This is a genomic window from Marinoscillum furvescens DSM 4134, from assembly GCF_003386095.1.
GTDB lineage: Bacteria > Bacteroidota > Bacteroidia > Cytophagales > Cyclobacteriaceae > Marinoscillum > Marinoscillum furvescens.
This window is the reverse complement of sequence record NZ_QREG01000023.1, coordinates 63,253-85,929: the sequence shown is the minus strand read 5'-3', so window position 1 is coordinate 85,929 and position 22,677 is coordinate 63,253. Positions and strand designations below refer to the sequence as shown.

25 protein-coding genes are annotated in these 22,677 nt (G+C 44.3%); 9 read left to right on the top strand and 16 right to left on the bottom strand.

The window, feature by feature from the left end:
• Nucleotides 1-216 precede the first annotated feature (216 nt).
• The 9 genes from C7460_RS19530 to C7460_RS19490 form a co-directional block, all read right to left on the bottom strand.
• The gene (locus C7460_RS19530; RefSeq protein WP_170148111.1) at nucleotides 217-981 is read right to left on the bottom strand and encodes a DUF4382 domain-containing protein; all 765 of its coding nucleotides are present in this window, start codon (nucleotides 979-981) and stop codon (nucleotides 217-219) included.
• Nucleotides 982-1,074: 93 nt separating this feature from the next.
• Nucleotides 1,075-1,806, bottom strand: a complete 732-nt coding sequence (locus tag C7460_RS19525; RefSeq protein WP_115869819.1) for an MBL fold metallo-hydrolase — start codon at nucleotides 1,804-1,806, stop codon at nucleotides 1,075-1,077.
• Nucleotides 1,807-1,853: 47 nt separating this feature from the next.
• Nucleotides 1,854-2,549, bottom strand: a complete 696-nt coding sequence (locus C7460_RS19520) for a TIGR04283 family arsenosugar biosynthesis glycosyltransferase (RefSeq protein WP_115869818.1) — start codon at nucleotides 2,547-2,549, stop codon at nucleotides 1,854-1,856.
• A gap of 79 nt (nucleotides 2,550-2,628) precedes the next feature.
• Nucleotides 2,629-2,835 carry a hypothetical protein gene (locus C7460_RS19515; RefSeq protein ID WP_115869817.1) on the bottom strand — a complete coding sequence of 69 codons (207 nt, stop codon included), beginning with the start codon at nucleotides 2,833-2,835 and terminating at the stop codon, nucleotides 2,629-2,631.
• A gap of 3 nt (nucleotides 2,836-2,838) precedes the next feature.
• Nucleotides 2,839-3,210 carry a hypothetical protein gene (locus C7460_RS19510; protein ID WP_115869816.1) on the bottom strand — a complete coding sequence of 124 codons (372 nt, stop codon included), beginning with the start codon at nucleotides 3,208-3,210 and terminating at the stop codon, nucleotides 2,839-2,841.
• Nucleotides 3,207-3,818, bottom strand: a complete 612-nt coding sequence (locus tag C7460_RS19505) for a tetratricopeptide repeat protein (RefSeq protein WP_115869815.1) — start codon at nucleotides 3,816-3,818, stop codon at nucleotides 3,207-3,209. The genes C7460_RS19510 and C7460_RS19505 overlap by 4 nt, the downstream gene beginning before the upstream one ends.
• Entirely contained in the window at nucleotides 3,818-4,660 is an 843-nt protein-coding gene (gene ku / locus C7460_RS19500; RefSeq protein ID WP_115869814.1) for a non-homologous end joining protein Ku, read from the bottom strand. The genes C7460_RS19505 and ku overlap by 1 nt, the downstream gene beginning before the upstream one ends.
• A 216-nt stretch (nucleotides 4,661-4,876) precedes the next feature.
• The gene (gene ligD / locus C7460_RS19495; RefSeq protein ID WP_170148110.1) at nucleotides 4,877-7,192 is read right to left on the bottom strand and encodes a non-homologous end-joining DNA ligase; all 2,316 of its coding nucleotides are present in this window, start codon (nucleotides 7,190-7,192) and stop codon (nucleotides 4,877-4,879) included.
• A gap of 52 nt (nucleotides 7,193-7,244) precedes the next feature.
• Complete coding sequence (locus C7460_RS19490; RefSeq protein ID WP_245986487.1) at nucleotides 7,245-7,868, bottom strand: histidine phosphatase family protein; 624 nt, start codon at nucleotides 7,866-7,868, stop codon at nucleotides 7,245-7,247.
• A gap of 130 nt (nucleotides 7,869-7,998) precedes the next feature.
• On the opposite strand from C7460_RS19490, the gene C7460_RS19485 reads away from it, so the two are divergent.
• Genes C7460_RS19485 through menD form a run of 3 tightly spaced genes read left to right on the top strand, consistent with a single transcriptional unit; the run spans nucleotide 7,999 to nucleotide 11,305 of the window.
• Nucleotides 7,999-8,433 (top strand): hotdog fold thioesterase, encoded by a 435-nt coding sequence (locus tag C7460_RS19485; RefSeq protein ID WP_394340438.1) that lies wholly within the window; start codon nucleotides 7,999-8,001, stop codon nucleotides 8,431-8,433.
• Nucleotides 8,430-9,614 (top strand): chorismate-binding protein, encoded by a 1,185-nt coding sequence (locus C7460_RS19480; RefSeq protein WP_115869812.1) that lies wholly within the window; start codon nucleotides 8,430-8,432, stop codon nucleotides 9,612-9,614. Before C7460_RS19485 ends, C7460_RS19480 begins: the two co-directional genes overlap by 4 nt.
• Nucleotides 9,611-11,305, top strand: coding sequence for a 2-succinyl-5-enolpyruvyl-6-hydroxy-3-cyclohexene-1-carboxylic-acid synthase (menD, locus tag C7460_RS19475; RefSeq protein WP_115869811.1), 1,695 nt, complete (start codon nucleotides 9,611-9,613; stop codon nucleotides 11,303-11,305). The genes C7460_RS19480 and menD overlap by 4 nt, the downstream gene beginning before the upstream one ends.
• Before the next feature lie 3 nt (nucleotides 11,306-11,308).
• Here menD and C7460_RS19470 read toward each other — a convergent pair whose 3' ends face one another.
• Genes C7460_RS19470 through C7460_RS19460 form a run of 3 tightly spaced genes read right to left on the bottom strand, consistent with a single transcriptional unit; the run spans nucleotide 11,309 to nucleotide 14,282 of the window.
• On the bottom strand, nucleotides 11,309-12,274 hold the full coding sequence (locus tag C7460_RS19470; protein WP_115869810.1) for a FecR family protein: 966 nt from the start codon (nucleotides 12,272-12,274) through the stop codon (nucleotides 11,309-11,311).
• 57 nt (nucleotides 12,275-12,331) lie between these two features.
• Entirely contained in the window at nucleotides 12,332-13,735 is a 1,404-nt protein-coding gene (locus tag C7460_RS19465; protein ID WP_115869809.1) for a carboxypeptidase-like regulatory domain-containing protein, read from the bottom strand.
• Between the two features lie 4 nt (nucleotides 13,736-13,739).
• On the bottom strand, nucleotides 13,740-14,282 hold the full coding sequence (locus tag C7460_RS19460) for an RNA polymerase sigma-70 factor (protein ID WP_170148109.1): 543 nt from the start codon (nucleotides 14,280-14,282) through the stop codon (nucleotides 13,740-13,742).
• A 262-nt stretch (nucleotides 14,283-14,544) separates the two neighbouring features.
• Here C7460_RS19460 and C7460_RS19455 point away from each other — a divergent pair, with 262 nt between their 5' ends.
• From C7460_RS19455 to C7460_RS19445, 3 genes are read left to right on the top strand one after another with little or no spacing between them, the layout of a single operon-like run.
• Nucleotides 14,545-15,513 carry an SDR family NAD(P)-dependent oxidoreductase gene (locus tag C7460_RS19455; RefSeq protein ID WP_115869807.1) on the top strand — a complete coding sequence of 323 codons (969 nt, stop codon included), beginning with the start codon at nucleotides 14,545-14,547 and terminating at the stop codon, nucleotides 15,511-15,513.
• Between the two features lie 21 nt (nucleotides 15,514-15,534).
• A complete protein-coding gene (locus C7460_RS19450; RefSeq protein WP_115869806.1) occupies nucleotides 15,535-16,365 on the top strand; it encodes a helix-turn-helix domain-containing protein in 831 nt (276 codons plus the stop codon).
• Nucleotides 16,366-16,375: 10 nt separating this feature from the next.
• Nucleotides 16,376-16,894: a hypothetical protein gene (locus tag C7460_RS19445; protein ID WP_115869805.1), complete on the top strand. Its 519-nt coding sequence runs from the start codon at nucleotides 16,376-16,378 to the stop codon at nucleotides 16,892-16,894.
• 104 nt (nucleotides 16,895-16,998) lie between these two features.
• Here the strand turns inward: C7460_RS19445 and galE are convergent, their stop codons facing one another.
• Nucleotides 16,999-18,027 (bottom strand): UDP-glucose 4-epimerase GalE, encoded by a 1,029-nt coding sequence (galE, locus tag C7460_RS19440; RefSeq protein WP_115869804.1) that lies wholly within the window; start codon nucleotides 18,025-18,027, stop codon nucleotides 16,999-17,001.
• Between the two features lie 154 nt (nucleotides 18,028-18,181).
• On the opposite strand from galE, the gene C7460_RS19435 reads away from it, so the two are divergent.
• From C7460_RS19435 to C7460_RS19425, 3 genes are all read left to right on the top strand, one after another.
• Nucleotides 18,182-19,216 (top strand): AMP-binding protein, encoded by a 1,035-nt coding sequence (locus C7460_RS19435; protein WP_115869803.1) that lies wholly within the window; start codon nucleotides 18,182-18,184, stop codon nucleotides 19,214-19,216.
• On the top strand, nucleotides 19,213-19,917 hold the full coding sequence (locus C7460_RS19430) for a hypothetical protein (protein WP_115869802.1): 705 nt from the start codon (nucleotides 19,213-19,215) through the stop codon (nucleotides 19,915-19,917). Before C7460_RS19435 ends, C7460_RS19430 begins: the two co-directional genes overlap by 4 nt.
• A 72-nt stretch (nucleotides 19,918-19,989) precedes the next feature.
• Nucleotides 19,990-20,346 carry a DoxX family protein gene (locus C7460_RS19425; RefSeq protein WP_115869801.1) on the top strand — a complete coding sequence of 119 codons (357 nt, stop codon included), beginning with the start codon at nucleotides 19,990-19,992 and terminating at the stop codon, nucleotides 20,344-20,346.
• A gap of 4 nt (nucleotides 20,347-20,350) precedes the next feature.
• Here the strand turns inward: C7460_RS19425 and C7460_RS19420 are convergent, their stop codons facing one another.
• The 3 genes from C7460_RS19420 to C7460_RS19410 form a co-directional block, all read right to left on the bottom strand.
• Nucleotides 20,351-21,394, bottom strand: coding sequence for a PA0069 family radical SAM protein (locus C7460_RS19420; protein ID WP_115869800.1), 1,044 nt, complete (start codon nucleotides 21,392-21,394; stop codon nucleotides 20,351-20,353).
• A 147-nt stretch (nucleotides 21,395-21,541) separates the two neighbouring features.
• A complete protein-coding gene (locus tag C7460_RS19415; protein ID WP_115869799.1) occupies nucleotides 21,542-22,048 on the bottom strand; it encodes a rhomboid family intramembrane serine protease in 507 nt (168 codons plus the stop codon).
• A 160-nt stretch (nucleotides 22,049-22,208) separates the two neighbouring features.
• On the bottom strand, nucleotides 22,209-22,673 hold the full coding sequence (locus C7460_RS19410) for a hypothetical protein (protein ID WP_115869798.1): 465 nt from the start codon (nucleotides 22,671-22,673) through the stop codon (nucleotides 22,209-22,211).
• Nucleotides 22,674-22,677: the final 4 nt, after the last annotated feature.

Sequence of the window (22,677 nt, the reverse complement as noted above, 5' to 3'; positions counted from 1 at the left end):
TCGGCTTCCTTCATGCAGGTCTTCACAGACAATACACTTGCCGCTCAGCTAGTACTTCCCCTCATCGGGCGTACAGAGGACTTGTCCCTTTTTTTTTTTTAAAAAAAACTCACCTCCAAGTATTTGCGCCCTGCCGGGCGCACGCATAAAAAAAGCCCGGGAATAACTCCCGGGCCTCACGCTTACCAGCCTAGACAAGCGTGTTCACCGTCAAACTTAATCGTTATCAGATTCGTCCTCTTCATCGTCTTCTTCATCTTCCTCTTCGGCTTCCATCGCATCTTCTAATTTATCCACGAGCATATCAGTAAGCTGTTCGTTGGATGTATCTGTGATACGAATCACACCATCTTCATCTGCCGTAGCACTGCTCAGATCTACACCTGCAAACAGTTTGTCCAAATCCAACTGGATCAAAATAGCATTTACAGCTCCTGCATCAATGGTAAAGCCTGATTCATCTTCGAATTCAAACTCTAATTCTTCACTAGTCTCAAACTCGACATATACGGTATCCGAAGTAGAGGCATCTTCGAAAAAGAGCTTGATGCGTACAGTTTGGTTCCCTTCAAGGATTGGCTCCATTTCCACTTCTATCTCCTGGTAAGTACCAGTAGACAAAGCAGCCAACCCAAAATCAGGATTACTTGTACCTGCTAGCAAATCAACTATGAACCGACCTTCATATTCGATCTCTTCATCTTCAGCCTCTACTTCTTCACCGTCTTCTCCCTCTTCTAATTCTTCCTCTTCGAGCGTTTCGAATTCAATTTCTGTAACACCTACCATCACTTCGGTAAATGTAAAACCAGTAGTAAGCGTACGTCCACTGCTCGTGGTGCCGTTTGTAGTGACGGCTTTCATTTCCATTTGGGCCTGACCGGTAGACTCAGCTCCTACTTCATCTTCGGTACAGCTTTGAAACATTATCGCGGTTGCGATTAGTGTAATTACAGCGATCAAGTTTTTTATCTCTCTCATAACATTCATTTTCGTTTGTCTGGTATAAAAACAGACACCTCCGAAAATCTCCTACCATGAGAATAGATTTTTCTAAGATTTTTTTGACTGGAGTCAAAAAGTCACTTCAGCTCCGTCCTCAAGCCGTTGAATATCAGTGTGTTTTTGATTGATTACGTCATTACCCATATGCGTGAGCAAAAGTTTCTGGGTCTTGAAAAAATCCTTTTTATTGAGAATAGTTTGGTAACTGAGGTGCCCCGGGGTGTCAATATCGAAGTTATTGCATTCGATCACAAAGGCATCGGTTTCATCCGCCAGGTCTATGAGTGCATCGTCCCACTCGGTATCTCCCGAAAAACCAAATACCTGCTCTCCTATCCTAACTTTTACGCCATGAGGGTTAGAAGGTGGTGCATGCGTAACTTTACGAGCATAGACATCCACCCCGGCAGCCTGTATCCAATTGTTTTCCTGAAACTCCAGAAACCTGAGATCCAAAGCTGTTAGAAATGGCTGTGTACCTGGATACATGGCTTCCTGAAGGGCATATAGACGATCTCGAATTCCTTCTGGTCCTATGATGGTCAATGGGTGCTTGCGTTTACACTCCAGATGATTGCTGAGCATCAAAAACGGAAGCCCTCCATAGTGGTCGCCGTGGAAGTGGGTGATAATGATCGTATCAATGGAGTCCACAGCAATGTTTAATTGCTTCAGTCTTATCAATGTAGATGCTCCACAGTCGATCAGGACCTTATGTAGCTCTTCTTCTAGCAGGAAACTGGTATTGAAACGGCCGGCAGATGCAAAGGCATCACCACAGCCCAGTACGGTCATTTTCATCGTTGGGATTTTTTGAGTTGCACGATTAAAGCTAACTCCCCTGCCGATCAATAGTCAACGAGTCGGAGCGCTTTTTTATAAAAACTACGTATTTCAGCGGGCGGCACCCCTTTACGAAACATGCGAAAGGCCTTGAGGTTTGTAAGCTGCACATGCATGTATGCATTATGAGCATATTTTCGGGCAGAGACCTTTATGCTCTTGGGTATGATGTAAAAGGAAGTAAGCGCACGAGCTCTTCGAATAAGGTCAAAATCTTCCATCACACAGTAGTATTCATTGAAACCTCCAAGACGATCAAATAGCGAACGGGTGATGAACAGTGTCTGATCTCCACCACGGCACCACATCATTGGGAAGCGCGAAAAGAAACTGTTGATCTTCAGTAGCGGATGGCTGGAATCAAACAAATAACGGTAGCACCCCACCTCATAGTTTTGCGAAGCCTTAAAGATGTCGTCATAAAAGGACTCTGGCAGGCTGACGTCAGCATGTACAAAATAGAGCATATCAGCTGTAGCCGACTGAGCACCCAGGTTGAGCTGAACAGGCCTGGAGGCTACCTCACTGGTGACAACCATCGCCCCAGCGGCTTGTGCCAAACTGGGTGTGCGGTCTGTGCTGCCACCATCCACTACGATCACTTCGAGGTGTTCATGCTGAGGGTGAGTGGCAAAAAACCTGATCAGCGGCTCTATGTTATCTGCCTCGTTGAGTGTGGGTATGATGATGCTTAGCTTCATGGGTTAGGTTTAAGGGAAAATTAGCCAATCAACCTAATTACGCAAATACTTCTCCCAATAGATTTACCCTACGTTAGTTTTAGCCATCACAAATGGTACAGTTCCCTTTTTCTGCTGCTTCGCAATCGTCAAGTGATTTGTAGCACTGATCTGAGCCAAAAACACTCCATGGTGTATCACTAGGGCATCCGGCACAGGTGCCAGACACTTCTTCTTCATCACAACCGGCAAACATGAGCATTGAAAAAAGCGCTCCTACTCCGAGTAGATATTTAAGGTGTTTCATAGGTTAAATAGCTTTTCGATCAGATTTTCCCTGATCAAATTCTGTACCACCTTTGGCTCGTTTCATGGGTTTTTTCGCTTTCATGAGCAGTTTACTAGCGGCTTTATCCATCAGTTCTTCATGACCGGAATATTCAAAACCAAGTTCTTTAAGCTCCTGAATCACTTTGGCATATTCCTCCATTCGAGCATCATTAAACCCGTTAGCATTTTTTAAATAAATAGCTTCTACAATGCCCAGCGTGCGCTTGAGCAATCCATACATTGCGTCTGTGTTTGGTGTCGGACTCCTGTCGTGCTCCCGGATGTATAGATCAGGGACCAGACTTTTGAGGCGCTCAAAATGATCCGCGAGTAATTCGTTTGAATCTTTCATAATGCAAAGGATTTTAGGGTTTTAAGGAGTTCTGACGCTACCGAGTGGTCAGATTCTGGAGAGTGCTCGATGTATGTATTGATAGCCTTGATGGCTCGCTCATACTGTTTCAAAGAAATGAGCACCAGCCCGAGATTGTAATAGCTGTCAGGAAAGTCCGGGTCTATGGAGATGGACACCTCATAATGTGTTTTAGCTAGAGGAAAATTGCCCATATCAGAATATACATTGGCGAGGTTATAGTGCGCTTCAAAATGCCTGGGATTTAGCTCCAGTGCCTTGGTGAGGTAATTGATACTCTCCGCAAGGTCCTCCTGCTGAGATTTGATAATGCCCAGGTTACAATAGGCATCCACTTCTCGTTGCTTGTTTTCGATGGCTAGCAGGTAGTACTTCTCAGCCTCCGGTTTGCCCTCATCATCTAATTGTAGAGCTTGCTCAAAAAAGCTTTCTTGCTGATGCATGCTCACCACTTTACCTTCCTTTGGCGGCTGTGCAAACAAATTCAATTGCCCATAATCTTCCAGATTAGGTTTGCGTCTACGTTTTGCCTTCTTAGGACCTAGCTTTTTGGGTGGACTTACAGGAAGTTTAACAATACGTGCCATCAGCTAGCTTTTTGCTGTTTCTTTTCTGATGCCTTGGACTTTTTCTTTGCCTTTTTCATTGGCTTTTTATCAGCCTTAGCCTGAGCGATACTCTCCTTCAGGGCTGTCATAATGTCTACCACTTCTGGCTCTTCTTCTGTTACGCTTACTACCTCCTTACCTTCTATCTTGCTCATGATCATTTCTTTAAGGGCTCCATTGTAGCGATCCTTGAGCTCCATGTCCTCAAACGACCTGGTCATGCTGTCTATCAGCGTACTCGCCATTTTTAGTTGATCTGCATCTATCTCTGAATCGGTATCCATTTTTGGTACCTGTGTAATACTCCGCACTTCGTCACGATAGCGCAACTTGTAAAGCAATATGCCCCCTTCGTGTGGCGTGAGCAGCACCACATTTTCACGATCTCGCAAGACCACCTTGCCCACGCCTACCTTCCCAGATTTAAGCAACGCTTCCGAGAGCAAACGGTAGGTTTTGGCGGCCACATCTCCATCTGGCCCCGCAAAGTAGGGTGCATCAAACAACGTAGGGTGCACTTCGCTGGCATCTACAAACCCTTCGATTTCGATCACTTTGGTACTTTGCAGCTTCACCTTGTCAAAATCTTCACTAGTGATGATTACAAACTGATCCGGCTCATACTGATACCCCTTCACAATATCTTCAGCACGCAGGGTCTCTCCTGTCACCTTATCTTTCTTTTCGTACTTGACCGGATTGTGGTTTTCTTTCGAAAGCAAGTTGAAGCGGATAGCCTGCTGATTATCTATGGCGTTGTATATCCTGATCGGGATTGTTACTAATGAAAACCGAATGTGTCCTTTCCAGATTGCTCGCATGACGAAATAGTTTGAGTGAAACTGCAGTGCATTTAAGCTATCTCATTCATATACTGCAAGATAGCAGTGTGTTACTATAAGCTAACGTCCATCTGAAAAGATAGTTTGAAGCTCCCTGGTAAACGCTTTTGGCATTGCTAAGGAAAGGTAAGTAATTAATTAAATAATCACAAGAAGCAAGAGATCATAACCTACTATATTTCAATGCGTTAAGATTCACATAAAATCCTGTCTGAGCTTCTGAAAAACGGGGTCTCGGAAATGGCCATCTTTGGTAAGCTCGGTATATTTTAGCTCCACAGGTAGAGGTTCTGTAAGCCATACACCAGGGTCACTTATATTCTTGGCAATAGGCACCTTACCCGCTTTTTGACTATCCATTACTTCACGAAGGGTTTGCAAAAGATGATCACTAAAGCCAGTGCCTACCTTGCCGCGGTATATCCACTGACTGTCGCTATCTTTTTGGGCTACATGTAACGCCCCAAAGGTGTCCGCCCGATCTCCTTTGCCTTGAGTATAGCCTATGATCCAGGCGTCTATCTCGTGCTTCACTTTGATTTTGAACCAGCTATCGGAGCGCTTGCCCGGGTAATATTTGCCGTATAGGTCTTTGGCCATGATGCCCTCCACACTCATCTCCTGAGTGGCAGCAAACAAGCCCTCACCATCATCAATCGCCTCACTCAAACGATAAGGTGTGTTTTTACGAAAGGAGTCGGCAAGCCATTCCCGTCGCCTGAGCCAGGGATCACCAGTCAGCAATCTCCCATCGAGGTAGATCACATCAAACAGGTAGCAGTGAACTGGATGCTTTTTAGCATAATGCGCAATGTCTAGCTCCTTTTTGGTCATTAAGCGCTTAATGACCTTGCTAAAAACAGCCTTCCCATCTTTGTCCAGACAGACAATCTCCCCATCAAATACTCCATTATTGACTCGAAATACTTCCTCGGGAATGTTGAGCTCTGGAAACTGAGCCGTAATATCATTTAAGTTTCTACTTCTGATGGTCAATTCCCCTTCGTGGAGTGTGATAAGTACGCGTATTCCATCCCATTTTACCTCATATAGGAAATTACCTTTAGGAGGTTTCTTCAGCACATTGGCAAGCATGGGCTTTACTGGCTGTTGCAGATAGTCATGTTGAGGTTTATCTACTCTTTCAAGCAGCCACTCTTTGCCCTTCATCAGGTGCATGCGGTATTCAGCATTTAGCTGAGGCCCTGACAACCTGAAATAGAATCCGTTTTTCTTTTCCTTGGTGATCTCGTATCTGCCTGCTGCGAAGATCCACATCATACCGCCTCCATACTGACCTTTGGGTATTTCCGCTTCGAAAGAAAGATACTCCAGCGGGTGGTCCTCTGTTTGCACGGCCAGGCGTTTTACTCCCGGATGCGGTGGCAACCCACGCGGCAGGGCCCATGACCTGAGCACACCTTCGTGCTCTAACCGCAGGTCATAATGCAAATGAGAGGCATGGTGGCGTTGAACCACAAATCGATTGCTCCGTCCATCATCTTCCGGCACATAGGGCTCTGGCGTCTTGCTAAAATCCCTTCGAGCTTCATAAGCTACCAGCTGCTCTGGCGTTTTGCGCTTAGCATTGTCTTTCAGATCTACCCCTGGTGCTCGGGTACGTTTGTCCGTATGCAAAGGCACCGCCCAGCTACGAATGGCCTCCCAGGGGTCTCCACGCTCAAGGGTTTGAATTTTGACCGATTGTAGGTTCCACTCATGAGGGTGCGTGGTAGCTTGCAACTCATCCCAGGTGAGTGGCGCAGATGCCGGAGCACCGTCTCTTCCACGCAAACTGTAGGGCGATACGATCGTCTGTGAGGGCTTGTTTCGAAAAATGTCTATGAGCACTCGTCCTTTTCTTGCAGCTTTGTTTAAATGAAGGGTCGTGTTTTTATGTTTCTTTATAAAGCTTTCAGCCAACTTTTTGGCAACAGCAAATCCTTCATCAAACGTGTATTGCATTTCGATGGGTACGAGTAAATGCAAGCCTTTGCCACCTGTGGTTTTCACAAAAACATGATAGTCATAGTTTTCCAGTTCCTCTTTGAGCGCAAAGGCGAGTGCTTTTACTTCATTAAAATCATTTTTACCTTCTGGAGGATCCAGATCAAAAACCAGGTAATCGGGCTTTTCGGCATAGTGGTGAAAACTGTGAATCTGATGCAGCTCCAGACAAGCAAGATTCGCTAGCCACACCAAAGTAGCCTCTTCATAGGCCACGATGTATTCCTTTTTGCGCTCACGCCCCAGACGGATGTATTCGATCCAGTCTGGTGTCCACTCGGGTCTGTTTTTTTGAAAAAATTGCTCCCCTTGGATACCGTCAGGAAAACGCACAAACGACAGAGGACGACCTTTGAGGTGGTGCAGGATGGTGGGAGCTAAAGAGAGGTAATAATCGATCACCTCCGCCTTTACAATATGATCGTCAGGAAATAGCACCTTGTCTAGATTAGACAGGTGGAGCTTTCGTTTACCTACTTCTACATAGATTTTGTCGCGCCCCATAGTCATGTACTTAGGTACATGCTAAAGATGCACAGAATCCAGCAAATTTCCGTCAGCCGGCTGGCACAGTCTCCAAATGCTCCGTAGCATTGTGGACCTCTATGGAAAACTGACTACCGGTCCAGTTTACCACATACAGCCCAGTATTGGTATGCTTAAACTGATCCATCATACTCAGCGGGTGCTTGAGCATCCAGCACATCATGATGCGCATAGCTCGTCCATGAGTACAAATCAATACTCGATCTTCGTTAGGCTGAGCCAGGATATGCTCAAAGGCCTCTTGCTGACGAGCAGCTACCTCAATCGGATTTTCACCCCCTTCAATTCTTCGCTCGAGGTTACCTCTGCTCCAGTCTTTGGCTGTTTCCTGATATTCCGTGGAGGTTTCAGGAGTAAAGGCTACCCCTTCCTGTACTCCCCAGCTGATCTCGCGCAGCCCAGGCAGCGCCTCATGTGGGATGTCTTTAGCAATAAACTTCTTTACAGTTTGCTCGGTACGAATGAGGTTGGAAGTATAAATCTTGTCGAATGACACGTCTTTGTATGCCTGATAAAAGGCTTCGGCCTGCTGTTCTCCGGTTTCATTTAGCGGCGCATCTATTCCACTCCCCTGCACCATTCCTATGCGGTTGTATTCTGTTTCGCCGTGTCTGATTATGTAAAATTGCTTCAAGTGTTGCGTATTTAGAGCTAAAAAATCACCGTAAACTTATAGCTTCTAAAGAAGTTGGATAAAGTGATTCGATAAAGAAATATGATTTTTAAGGCGGAAGCAGCAAAATAGATTACGCCGTGTTACTTTTATGGCCAATATGATACCAAAAGGCACCACTCCGGAGGGGTTAAACGCATTTTGTGACGAGACAATGGTTTCACATCTCGGCATTCAATTTACTGAAGTAGGTGAAGACTACATCTGTGCAAACATGCCCGTAAATCAGCACACCCGCCAACCCATGGGACTGCTACACGGAGGAGCGTCTGTGGCACTTGCCGAAACACTGGGAAGTGTGGCAGCAGCATTGATAGCCGGAATGGACAAATCTGTGGTTGGTCTGGAAATCAACGCCAACCACATAAGGGCTAAAAAAGAAGGCATCGTCACCGGAAAAGCAACACCTTTGCACATTGGAAGAACGACCCAACTTTGGGAAATCCGTATTACTGATGAAGATGAAAAACTGATCTGCATCAGTAAGATTACCATGGCGATATTGGAGAAGAAAATACAGGAATGAGTCAAGCAGCATTAGCACAATTACAGCAGATCACCACAAGAGAAGACGCTACGGCTTTACTTAGCCAGGTCATTCACACCCCATATCCTCTAGCCGTTTGGAGACTTCCCAACGAAGCAAAAATCTTTGCAATCGTAGACCTCAGCGGCAGTGGCCAGGACTATGACCAAAATTTGGAGGAGCTACACGAAGCTTTTCTTATTAATCCTTATAACGCGAGTCATCCGGTGGCGCCCCAGGTGCTACAGGGAAATATCATCATCCACATTCACAATAGTGAGGCTGAATTACGAATTGCTCCGACCACTTCTTCTGACCAACTGGAAGGCTTTCGTCAGGCGCTGGAGTCAAAAAAGGCTGATCCTATTCATCAACCCGTAGCAGATATTTCATCCGGCGATTTTAGCACCATGGTAGCAGATGCGGTTCAAAGCATTCGCCAGGGCAAGCTGGAAAAGGTGGTGCTTTCCAGATATGAAGATTTTGATCATCAAGGCGAAGATCCTTTGTCGTTGTTTGAGCGCATAGCTGAAATGTATCCTCGGGCCTTTTGCCATTTGACCAGCACAACCCACGGTATCTGGCTGGGTGCAAGCCCAGAAAAGTTGCTCAGTATAGAAGGTCAGCGGTATTTTTCTACAGATGCCCTGGCGGGCACCCAACCACTTGCTGAGTCCATTAGCCTAAGTGAGGTTGCCTGGATGCAAAAAGAAATTGAAGAGCAGGCCATGGTGAGCAGGTACATCATTGCATGCTTTAAGAAAATCCGCTTAAGGGAGTTTGACGAAATAGGCCCCAAAACTGTGCGAGCTGGTAATCTGGCGCATTTAAAAACAGAATTTAAAGTGGATATGGAAGCTACCAATAGCCCCTTGTTAGGTAGCACAATGCTTGATCTACTACACCCGACCAGTGCGGTATGCGGCTTTCCCAGAGAAACAGCAGATGATTTTATCAAGGCGCACGAAGGGTACGACCGGTCATTGTATGCCGGATTTATGGGGCCTGTCGGATTTAACGGCAACACTCACTTGTTTGTCAACCTACGCTGCCTCCAACTGATCGGCGACAAGGCGCGTTTGTACGCAGGTGCGGGTATTACCGAAGACTCACGCCCTGAAAAAGAATTAGCCGAAACAGCACATAAAATGCAGACGCTGCTTAAAGCCCTTCATTCATGATCACACAAACTGTTTTTGATACCTCCAGGGTGTTTACAGCTCATGGAATTACCCACGTGGTGTTGTCCCCAGGCTCTCGAAATGCACCACTTACTTTGTCATTTGCTCGCAATGAAGCATGCAATATCTACAATATTGTAGATGAGCGGTCCGCAGCATTTATTGCGCTGGGCATGGCTCAACGGCTCAATAAACCCGTAGTGCTTTGCTGCACAAGCGGTACGGCTTTGCTCAACTATGCTCCCGCAGTGGCCGAAGCAAGGTATCAGCAAATACCCCTGGTGGTCATTAGTGCAGACCGCCCTCCAGAATGGCAAGAACAGCGTGATGGTCAGACCATCGATCAATTGGGAGCATTGGATAACTTCATTAAAAAATCCTTCAACCTTCCTGTAGACACTAGTCATCAAGATGCTGCCTGGGAGTACAATCGCAAACTCAATGAGGCCATTAACACCTGTCAGCAGGGACCGGCCGGTCCTGTCCACATCAACATCCCGTTTCGGGAACCTTTTTATCCTGGCGAGCAGCAGATAAACTTTTCGGAACAGGTTCGTACTTTCAAGCAGCATGCCTTTACACAAGCGCCGGATTGGTCTGAGCTTTTGGAAAAATACGAGCAGTATGACCGACCACTTCTGGTTATAGGCCAGCAGCGCTCAAATCAAGAGTTGGAGCGAGACTTGCCCGGACTCGCTGAGCACCTGGTGCCTGTAGCTGATGTGATCTCAAATGTTTTATTTGACGGGGCTATACGGCATCAAGATTTATTCCTCACGGGCATGGATCCGAAACTCCAGGAAAGCCTGCGGCCAGACCTACTGATCACATGCGGTAAATCAGTGATTAGCAAGAGCTTAAAAACCTATTTAAGAACCAACCCTCCAAAGGCACACTGGCACATAGATCCTGATGGTGTTGCTCCAGACACCTTTCAGCATTTGACGGATGTCATTAGGACCAACGTGGAGCACTTCACCCATGCACTGGCAAATTATCAACCTCCAGGCCCTGAATTCAACCTTCAGGTAAGAAGCAACTTCATCCAAAACTGGAAGATAGAAAATGACAAACTTCAGCGGAGAATGGAGCAGGTTTTAGCGACAGCTACTTTCTGTGAGTTTACGGCTTTTGATCGTGTAATAGCGTCACTACCTGCCAACATTGACCTTCATCTGGCGAATAGCATGCCCGTTCGCTTTGCGAACTTTATCCAACAACTACCTGAAGGTGTGGAGGTTTATGCCAACCGGGGAACCAGTGGTATTGATGGAACCAATGGTACGGCGGTGGGCAATGCATTAGTAGCTGATAAAACAACCCTATTGCTTACTGGGGATCTTAGCTTTTTTTATGATCGCAATGCGTTTTTTCATCCTTATTCGCTAGAAGGCCTCAAGATCATTGTTTTTAACAATGGCGGTGGAGGTATTTTTCGACTCATACCTGGACCCAAGAATCTGCCAGAACGCCCTCAGCACTTTGAGACCGCTCACCAGCACAGTGCAAAATTTACAGCGCTGGAATACGGTTTTGATTATCACAGCGCTAAAGATTATGAGAGTTTGGACAAGGCACTAAATGCGCTTCACAAAGACGACAAAACACCTAAACTTTTGGAAATATTCTTAGATGGCAGTGCAAGTGAAAAGGCATATGCTGACCTTCGTCAGGAGATAAATGATCGATAGACTTTACCTACATCCTAAGCCCGAAAGCACATAACCCTGAGCGCCTTTGGTATAATCCATTGCAAAGGTTTCACTGATGACACTTACCACAGCTTCAGGAGTCTTATTATCAAACTTAGCGGTGAGCTTACAATCTTTTAGAGCCGAATTGTCAAAAGCCAGCGAAATGCCATATACTTCCTCAAACACCCGGCTTACTTCATGGAGTGGAGTACTTCTAAAGACCATTTTTCTGGTTTTCCATGCCAAATAGTTCGTATCGGATATCTTTTGCTTGCTGATGCCTCGTTGGCCTACGGCCACCATGCCCATCTCTCCTTTTTTTAGATTGATCTCCATGCTCTGCCGACCAAAAATCGTAGCGTTTTGCTGTAAGGCTACTTTTCCAGTAGAGACCATCACACAGGTACCTTCTTTTTCGGTAAGCTCTTCCACTAAAAAAGACGTACCTAATACTCTGACATTGGCCTTTTCTGTATGCACAATAAATGGAGCACTTGCATCTTCTTCAATCTCGAAAAACCCTTTGCCCATTAACGTTACTTCCCGGTTTTCCCCGAATTCTTCTAAAGTAAGCGAACTGCCCCGCTGAATGGTGACAGTAGAGCCATCAGGAAGGTCGAAGGAGGTGACTTCTGCAACTACCTGTCCGAATGGCTGATCTACCTTAGAAAGCTGTACGATCATAAATATTACGCCAAGTGCTATTAGAAGTGAAGCAGCCAGCTGAAAACTCTTTTGCTTCCAAAGGGGAAGAATTCGAATTTCGTTATCGGAGGAGTTTTCACTTAATATGTCAGACAACATTTCCTGATTAACAGGTCGTTGTGGAGCTGTTTGGACCCAAACTATCTTGTAGTCCAAAAAGGCTTTGGCATTAGCTTCTGTGGCACCTCTCCAGGTTTCCACTTCTTTTATTTCCTCTTCGGAGGCATTGCCAGAAAAATACTTACTTAATATCTCTTCCATTTTGCATTTACTAGTCCACAAATAAACAAAGAAGCCAGTGATAACCCCTATTCCTGATTAGAGTTTATCTGTTTTAGGGTGGTAATCTGCAGGCATCATGTCCGCTACGCGTTCCCAGGCCCAATACCCCAGAATGGTCAAACCACCAGGCTCTTTTATTTGTCCATAGCTATCTATCGTTACAAATTCGCTATTGAGCTCCAAAACTGATTTTTGAGCATTGGGCCTTAATTTACTCAAAGCTGTATGCACTCGCTTACCAGAACGTTGATCTTGCATGAGCTGGTCGTTTAGATATTGAGTGCTTTCTAGTTCGTTTTCATAGACTACTATGAGATACTGATCAAAACTAAGCTGCCAACTTTCAGGTGCGGATTTGAACAGTAAAGACCTGGATGGGATACGCTCGGGAGACTGCTCATTAATTTCTGAAGCGGCGTAAAGCTGGTAACCTGCCTGCAGATGGCGGTCTGCTGCAAGGTTTTGGAGAAAATGAAAAATACTGCCCCTAAAGGTCCTCTTTCTGTTTTTACGCCAGGTGCGCAGTTGTTTTGAGCTTTTAGGCTCAAGGTTATTAAACCGGGCGTGACCATAAAAATTGGTCCTGTTGGAAGTCTTTTTAAAGTAAATGAGCTCATAGCTTATCTGATAGCCAAGCGCCAGGTTTTGAATCAGAAGTGGTTCAGATGCACGGGCAAAGAGTGTATCCTTATTGGGGTCCATATAAAAATCTAAAACCTCCGGATTGAGTAGCAGACATGATTTTGCGTTTGCAGATGAACCGATAAATTCTTTCTCAAAAATGGATAGGTTTTGTGACCATTTTTTGTCACTGGCTAAACGACTACTTGTTACTTCTATCCCCTGCAGCTCCACAATGTCCTGTCGCAATTGAGCATTGACCACATATCGCTGATCCTCTAGCACCTCCAGATCATAAGATGCCAGTTCATAGCCTACATGTGAGAAAACCACGGTACGAAACCCTTTGGGTAAGTTGCCTATCTGGTAATTTCCGTGTTGGTCTGTCGTAGTACCTATAGTGGTGCCATTGATGTAGATATTAGCACCAACTATTGGTCTCTTGGTTTCAAATTCACGCACATAGCCTGTTAAAATCAATTTACCCGGAAGTGATTCTGATTTCTCAGGTGGAGTTTTTTTGATGACTATCTGATCATCCAACCGCGTATAGGTAAGTCCAGTGCCTACCAGCAATGCATTCAATAAGGAATCAACTCTTATTGCATTACTGGTAAACGAATATAAACTTCCATCAGTCAGCGCTTCCGCATTGTATGCAAAGGAGTATCCAGACTTATAGCTTATGCTATCTAGAATGATTTCAAGCGGCAGGTCAGTAAAAGAAACTGACAGGGTGTCTTGTGTGGAGGTCCGATTGGTTTGCGCTGACAGTAGCAGGGGTACGCACCAGCAAATACACAGCCACCATTTCTGCATAGCTTTACTTTAAGTCTTTGAGGTTTTCACGTAAGGTACGCAATGCTTTGCCCATTTGGACTTCCACAGTTTTAATGGAAATTCCCAGGTGATCTGCTATTTCCTGATACTTTAATCCCTCGTATCTACTTAGCTTAAATATCTCCGAGCAGCGTGCTGGCAAGTCATCAATAGCCGAATAAATGCGCTTAGACACTTCATCATTTGGCAGTTGTTCGGTGTGCATTTCTTGTGAGTGCTCCAAATAATGAATGACGTACTGTCGGTAGCTATCCTTTACCTTTTGATGTTTGAGTGTATTGAGACAAGTATTATGTACAGATCGATACAAATAGCTCTTGATAGATGAGTCCGGAGCCAGGTCTTCACATTTTTCCCAGAATTTCACGAACACTTCCTGAATAGCTTCTTCAGCATCTTCACTGGTATCTAAAAAGCGCTGAGCGTAGCTATGCAATCGCTGATAATAGTCCTCAAAGACTTTGGCGAATGCGTGTGGGTCTTTGTTTCTGAGTCGGTCTACGAGTACTTTTTCTGGACTTTGCAATCTGTATAGGTTAGATGGTAAATCTCGGGATCGAAGCTTTATGAGCCAAAATAAATGATTTATTTGAATCTGGGGTATACGCATCCCGCGCCCGACAAAGTTAACGGGCATTTTTAGCTATCGGTTGCTTCTTGTTGGCAATGCTTCATACCTATTGGTCAAATTGAAAAACTTTACAGCAAAGCAAATATGACTTTTCAACAAAGCGGGATGCCTGGTAGCTTGAGATCTTTGCTTCAGATAAAACTAGATAAAAACAAAGATGAAAGAAAATCAATTTGGTAAGCAAGGCTGGACACCTGAGAGTATGAAAGACCAAACCGGTAAAACTTTTGTAATAACAGGCACAACTAGTGGTACTGGATATGAAGCTACCCGCATACTTTTGTCCAAAGGTGCTTCTGTGCTGATGCTCAACCGCAACCCTCAAAAGTCAAACGATGTAATTAGCAGCCTAAAGCAACAACTCGGTGAACATATTGATGTAGCCAACATCACGATGGATTTGGGCGAGCAGGCATCCGTAAAACGGGCGGCTAGTCAGGTAATGGAAAAAGTGCAACGAATTGATGCACTCATCTGCAATGGAGCTATTGCTCAAGTGCCCAATCGTAGGCTCACTGTAGATGGCTATGAAAGTCAACTGGGTGTTAACCATTATGGTCATTTTACCTTGCAGGCATTACTTTTTCCGATTATTGAAAAATCCAAAGGGCGAATAGTAACTGTAGGAAGCATGGGGTATAACCTCGGACTCAAGACCATCAAGTTTGATGACATAAACTGGGACCGAGACTATACCGGCAATGACGCTTATAGCCAAAGTAAACTAGCACAAATAATGACCGTATATGAGTTGCAGGATCGGTTGAAACAGTCTGGAAAAAATGCTGTAAAGGTATACGCATGCCATCCTGGAGCCTCCAGAACCTCGTTAATAAAAACCAGTGGGAGTTTGCTGACGCGTTTTATTTGGCAGCTTATGAAACTATCACCATTTGTGCAGTCAGCAGAAAAAGGAGCTTACCCTGAGCTCATGTGTGCAACAGAACCCAGCCTGAACCAGGATGCATTTTATGGCCCCACAGGACGAAATTATTGGACAGGGCCTGTTGGCGAATGTAAATTAGCGACTCACGCCAAAGATAAGGCTGTGGCCAAAAGATTGTGGGAGTTGTCTGAAAAAGCTACGGGCCAGCAATTCAATGTCAATACCTCCCTTAAACATTGAAATTAATTATATTCAATCGTTATGAAGCTACCGCAAGCAAAAGACAAAGGCAAGGTATTTATGACCTGCACCATAGAGCAAAAACATACCTGGGAAAATATTTACCCACAGCACATTTTGGCTCATATTTATTCAGGGGAACTTACAATTACCTACGGGTTCCGCACCTTAACCTTTGTAAAGGGTGACACGCTACTGGTACCTAAAGCCCAATTGTCAAGAAGTGTTAAAACACCCAGTGAAGCGCAACCTTTTAAGTGCGTATCCATGTCGTTGCCAGAAGAACAGCTGCGTGAGTTTTACCAGGGCCGTACCACGTTATCCACATGGCCTGAGGATATAGCTAAAGAGCGACCTGTCACCCCTCATCCCCTTTGGACTAGCTTTTTTAGTTCTTTACTTCCATATTTCGAAATGCAAGATGAGCTTCCAGAAGATTTGGTGCCGATCAAGATAAATGAAGCTCTCACGATCATAGATCATGTAGATAAACGATTGAGCACAATTCTTGGAACGTTTGGCGAACCTGGTAAAATTGACCTGAAGAAATACATGGAAGAGCATTATATGTACAACCTGCCTTTAGAAAAGTTTGCGTATTTGACTGGAAGAAGCCTGACTTCATTCAAAGCAGATTTCAAGAAAATTTTCAATAAAACTCCAGGTAAATGGCTAATGGAAAAACGGCTAGAGCTTGCTCACCACAAGCTCACCACAGAAAAGAAGAAAGCAACGGCAGTGTACCTTTCGGCAGGATTTGAAAACCTTTCGCATTTTTCTTTTGCTTTTAAAAAAGCGTTTGGATACAGCCCAAGTAGCATTCAAAACAATCAACACTTTTCACAACTGTAAAAAATACCTCATGGAAATATTAAAATTAGCTCAAGATTGGGCCAGGTCGGAAGTTTTCTCTACTCGCTTTTTCATCCTCTTTGCTCTGGTGTTTTTAGCTGCAAGTTTTGGCTTTTGGCACTTGGGGAAAACAGAAATAGCTCGAGCTTATGTGATCCCATTGCTTGTAGCAGGGGCGCTACTTTTGACAATCGGTCTGGGGCTTTTTTTTACCAACAAAAATAGAATCAGCCAATTTGAGAAGGCTTATCATCAGGATACCGAAGCATTTATCTCATCAGAGATAACCAGAGCAGAAAACACGCTGAAAGAATATCAAACCATAGTCTTCACAGCAATACCAATAATTATAGCTATTTGCGCACTAGTGGTGGCATTTGTAAGCTCTCCTATTTGGCGCGCCAGTATGATCACTACGATAGCCATGCTCGTGGTAATATTGCTGATAGATGGAACTGCTCACGCCAGAATCAATGACTATTACCAGCAATTGATTTCGCTGGATAAGACATTTCCCCAAAAACCATAGTGATCAATAGCCAGGAGCAAGAATAAACAATCATTCATTTGCTACCTAATCAAGATCTATATGATCCTTTTAGGTAGCAAAGAGCTTCATTTCCTGGCAATAGGCTAATCCTTACCTACCACCCGTAGCTGCCATTTCCAGGCAGATCGCATCATTTCTTCGAGCCCTAGCTCCGCCTTCCAGCCAAGCTCTTCATTGGCATAGGTGGTGTCTGCGTAGATTTGCTCTATATCGCCTGGTCTGCGGTCCACGATCTTGTAGTTCAGGTTCACACCATTGACCTCTTCAAATTTTTTCACGGTTTCCAATACTGAATACCCGGTACCCGTCCCTATATTGAAGCACTCGTAGTTCGCTTTGTTTTTACCTTCCACCATACGCGAAACGGCTATCACATGAGCTTTGGCCAGATCTACCACATGAATATAATCTCGAATAGCAGTACCATCAGGTGTGTTGTAGTCACTGCCAAATACGCTGATCTGTTCGCGTAGACCTGCTGCAGTTTGTGTGATAAAAGGCACCAGATTTGCCGGCACGCCATTTGGAAGCTCCCCTATGTGTGCCGTTTCATGAGCCCCTACTGGATTGAAGTAGCGCAACGCAATGGTATTCAGGTTGCCATGAGCTTTCGTGGTGTCTTGAAGGATTTCCTCGCAGATTTGCTTTGTATTTCCATAAGGAGACTCAGCAGGTTGAACGGGCGTTTGCTCGGTAACAGGTAATTTTTCTGGCTGACCATATACTGTGCACGATGATGAAAACACCATGTGCTTCACCCCTACATTGTTCATTTCTTCCAGTAGGTTCACCAGAGATCCTATGTTGTTTCGGTAGTAGAGAATTGGTTTTTCTACCGACTCTCCTACCGCCTTGCTCGCCGCAAAGTGAATGATGGCATCTATATCCTTTTCCTTTTCAAAAAAGGCCTTTAGTTGATGCTCATCACAAATATTGAATTGATGAAAGGATGGCTTAGTACCCGTGATTTTCTCGATTCCGTCTAGCACATCCGTGGTAGAATTAGACAAATCGTCAATAATGACCACTTCATAGCCTTCGTTGATCAGCTCTACAGCAGTGTGTGAGCCGATAAAGCCTGTACCGCCAGTTACCAGTATTTTTCCTTTCATAATGTTCTTAGATTCTTGAAGATGTTCTTTTTAGGTAGTTTGAGGTGCAAACATACATTGGATCCCAAATTGATCAAATGAGTCTACTGTTATTCTTTGGACAGGTTGCATAGAAAGGTAACTATCTTTGCCAACACTAAGATAATTTCGAAAAATGACTGTCACTTTTTCAAAAAATACATTCACTTTTAATGAGTTGGCAAATCTTCAGCTCCGGGAGCTTTCATTAGAAAAACATGAAATGCAAGTGGCAATCATCATCCAACAATGGCTGCAAGGTGCGGACTACTTGTCAATTGAAACTTCTGGTTCTACAGGTGTGCCCAAAAACATCAAGTTGTCTCGTGAAGTCCTCGCATACAGCGCAAAATCTTCATTAGCCTTCTTGGATTCCTCACAGCAATTTGAACAGGCACTACTCATGCTGGATGCCGGTAAAATTGGCGGTATGATGGTCGTGATTAGATCGCTGATTTCAAATATGCGCCTCACCGTATTGAAACCAGGAAGTAGCCTGGCGGCATTACCTAATGACAAAAAGATTGATCTGGTATCTCTGGTACCACTACAGCTCATGAAGCTGTTGAAAAATGAGCCTCACAGGTTCAAACAGTTTAACACAGTACTCATAGGAGGAGCTCCTCTTACTTCTAGCGAAAGGGAAATTATAGCCAGGCTGCCATGCAAGATTTACCATACCTATGGGATGACAGAGACCGCTTCCCATGTGGCACTCCGAAATCTGAGTGAACAAGAGCTGGTTTACAAGAGCATTGGGGATGTAACTTTTCGTACCGACGATCGAGGATGCCTTGCGCTAAAAGGCTCCGTGACCAGTCAGCGGTGGATCCAAACCAATGACATAGTAGAACTCAATGGTGACACAGCTTTTGTTTGGAAAGGCCGTGCTGATTTTGTGATCAACAGTGGTGGGCTAAAAGTGCATCCTGAAAGTCTGGAAGAATTGATAAGTGATCAGTTAAAAAAACCTTTCTTTGTGGCTGGAATACCTGATGAGCGTCTTGGTGAGCGTGTGGTGCTCCTTGTGGAAGGTGATAAACCTACACTGGATTTTAGCCATATAGATAAGTATCAGAGACCAAAAGCTGTGTATGCACTCGACCAATTTGCTTATACCACTTCAGGAAAAATCAACCGATTAGAGACATTAAAAAAGATCAAATTATGAATGTAAAAATATCCTACCAAACTTTACAACTTCCACCACCCCATGCTTTTGCATATACGCTTGATCTTTCGTTTGTAAATGACGAAGTGCAAATAGCCTATGAGTTGGAGTTTCTCAATCGAGATGATATTTCCAGGGAAGAGATTGAAGCCGAAGGATTTAGTGAAAACGATGACTATAAGTGGGAAGGTACTCTTGGAAATGAGTGGGCCTCTTTGTTACACGAATCGCTACAAAACATAGAGCTGGAAGATGAAAGTGAAGATTTTAACATCTACCTGCATGTAGAAATGAGCGAAAATGGCGAAACCAGAGATGGTATGGTGGTGCTGGCCGAGGAGTGGGACTACAAACTACAGGAACTCATCCAGGCCATTTATGAAAAAGCTGGAATAGAAAAGCCGTTGAAAATGCTCATTCAGGCTATTGCAGGAAATCAGCGGGCGTTCTATGAGGTCTCTGGATCGTTTGAAAAAAGAGCGGCGCGGATTAACAAAACCGAAATCAGCTGGGAAGCTCTTCATGATCTGATGGCGGATATTTATACCATAGACTTTGATCAGGAACCAGTAAAATCCCCAACGAAAGACGGCCTATGGGTAGATCCGGATGGCGAATCCGGCTATCAGCGATTTGAAGACCAGGCAGGTCCTAAAGCAGAGGATATTAAGAAGCGAATTTTGCAAGCACTAGAAGTCTAGTTCCTAATCGGTTTAGACAAAATACCGGGTTGTGAGTTATATAACAAAACCTAAAACAACAACCTTAGAATTATGAAAAGTCTCGGATTTATTGGCAAGTTATTGTACGGACTGCCCTTTGTCATGTTTGGTATGTTTCATTTTATGAATGCAGAGGGTATGGCGGGAATGGTTCCGGCTGTATTTCCCTTCCCAGAAGCCTGGGTATACCTTACAGGACTTGGGCATATTTTGGCTGCAGTAGCACTTATCATTAACAAAAAGGCCAAACTAGCAATGACCCTATTAGGAGTCATGTTGCTATTATTTGCATTATTGATACATTTCAATGGTTTCCTAAACGGTGACCAATCCGCAACTACCATGTTCTTGAAAGACATTGCCTTATCAGGTGCAGCCTTTTTCATGAGTTCCAAATTGACCAACTGATAGGCTAAAACAACGAATAATTGCCTCCTTTTCTGAAATGAGCTACAGATAAAGGAGGCATTTTTTTGCCCTTTAGGTACTTGCTTTTTGCTACATCAAATAGTTGTTTGATCATAGCTGCGGTTTGCCCTGAGCCTGTGATTCTCCTGCCCCATTTTGTGTCGTTTACCTTACCTCCGTGTAGTTCGCTTACCTGATTCATTACTTTATGCAGCCGATCTGGATAGGTTTTCTCCAGCCAGTTTTCAAAGATTTGCGCAATCTGTCCATTGAGGCGTACTACCGTATAGCCAGCGTTTAGCGCACCGGAATTGGCGGCTTGCCGGATGACTTCAGGGATTTCATGGTGGTTTAAACCGGGGATAATTGGTGCATTCATCACGCCTACGGGCACTCGATTGGAGGCTAGTAGTTCCATTGCTTTGAGTTTTTTCTTGGCGGTTGCTGTGCGCGGCTCTAGTTGTGATCTCAGGTCTTCTTCCAGGGTAGTAATGCTAAAATAGACATGCACCAGGTCAAGTGTTGCTAATTCTTTTAGGATATCCAAATCCCGTGTGACCAAAGCATTTTTGGAGATGATACTCACCGGGCAGCGATATTTCAACATGACCTCCAGTACCTGACGAGTAAGCCCTAGCTTTTTTTCAATGGGCTGGTAGCAGTCTGTGTTTCCAGAAAGCATTATAGGCTGAACTTTCCATCGTGGATTTTGAATCTGACTAGCTAACTGAGAGGCAACATTCTTTTTGATAATTAGCTTTGACTCAAAGTCTAAACCCGCACTAAATCCCCAATAGGTATGCGAATTGCGTGCATAGCAATAAACACAGCCGTGCTCACATCCTTGATATGGGTTTACAGAATATGGTAATTTTAGATCCGGGCTGTTGTTGGTACTGATTACATTTTTGGGTGTCTCATAAAACAGCTCTAAAGCAGGACGCTCCTCATGCGTATATTCATCTATGCCTTCATCGTGGTATTGGCCAATAGCTTGCTGGCTAAATGGATTGGAAGGATTGTATTGTGCTCCTTTTCCCTTTATCATTCAGCTAAAATACTAACTATATTAGTTTATACTCTATTTATATTAGTATTTACTTTAGAATTAGTCAAGCTAGCACTTCCTATTCAAAAACGGGCATGAGTACGGTGTAGCTAATGCCCTAAACCTTTAGTAATCTGTGACTATTATCTAATTCGCCACCCTCCTGATTCTAGACATCCCAAAAGCACTACCTACCCCTACTATAAAACCCAATAAATGCGACTCCCAGCTGATGTAAGAATCTTGTGGCAGAATACCATAAATCATCCCTCCATAGAGCAGCAGAATGACCAGGGAAATAAAAATGGCACGAAATCGCCTACGAAAAATCCCGAAAGAAATTAAAAAACCAGCCAGAGCATACACCAGGCCACTTGCCCCTATGTGGTAGTATGGCCTACCAAATATCCAAACCAGCAGGTTGGTAAGTAAGTAGCATTGAAAAAAGACCTGTGGTGCTATTCGATCATAGAATAAATACAGGGTAGCACCTAAAAAAAGCACAGGAAAAGTATTGGAAACGAGGTGCTGAAGTGAGCCGTGAATCAACGGCGCGGTAATCACTCCTATCAGCCCTGAGAGTGTTCTTGGGTTCACTCCTAAAAAACCAAGGTCTACACCAGAATACATTTGTAAAGTGTATGCTAGCCACATGAGAAACACCAGTCGTAAAGGAGGAATGACACTACTGCGATACAATGAATCTGCTTTTGGTATGAAGGAAAAACGAATCTAACGTCAAATCGTTTGCCGACAAATGCCTGAAAACAAAAAAAGCTGCCAGTGGCAGCTTTTACTTTATAATTAATTCGCTTTATGCGTTAGGATCGTTGATCATCTTCAATTCTATCAGCTTGGCTTCTTCGTAGCTTACTGACAGGTATCCCAGTATACCTCCTGATGCTTCTGCTATTTTTTTAGCCAGATCTTTCAAAGAAGCATACAGCTTTACTGCAAAGTTTTTATCTACTTTCGGTAAAATGAAGTTGAGCTTTCGAAGCTCTGCTGTAATCGCCTTGTTTCGCTCCTCGGCATCTTCTGGCAAGCTATCGATCATACTATTAAACTTCTCCTCAAACGACTCCCCCACAAGCTTGTAATAATCTACTAATTGTTCACGTGCTCTGCTTTGCTTACTGCGAGCCACTTCTATCGCTTCTTTGCGCTCTGATTTATCAATGTTGCCATCAGCTCCAGCAATCAGAATAGCCACATGCACTGGTGCATTTACCAACACCTCTATTTCATCTTCCCGTAGGTTTTCGAATTCTTCGATCATGATC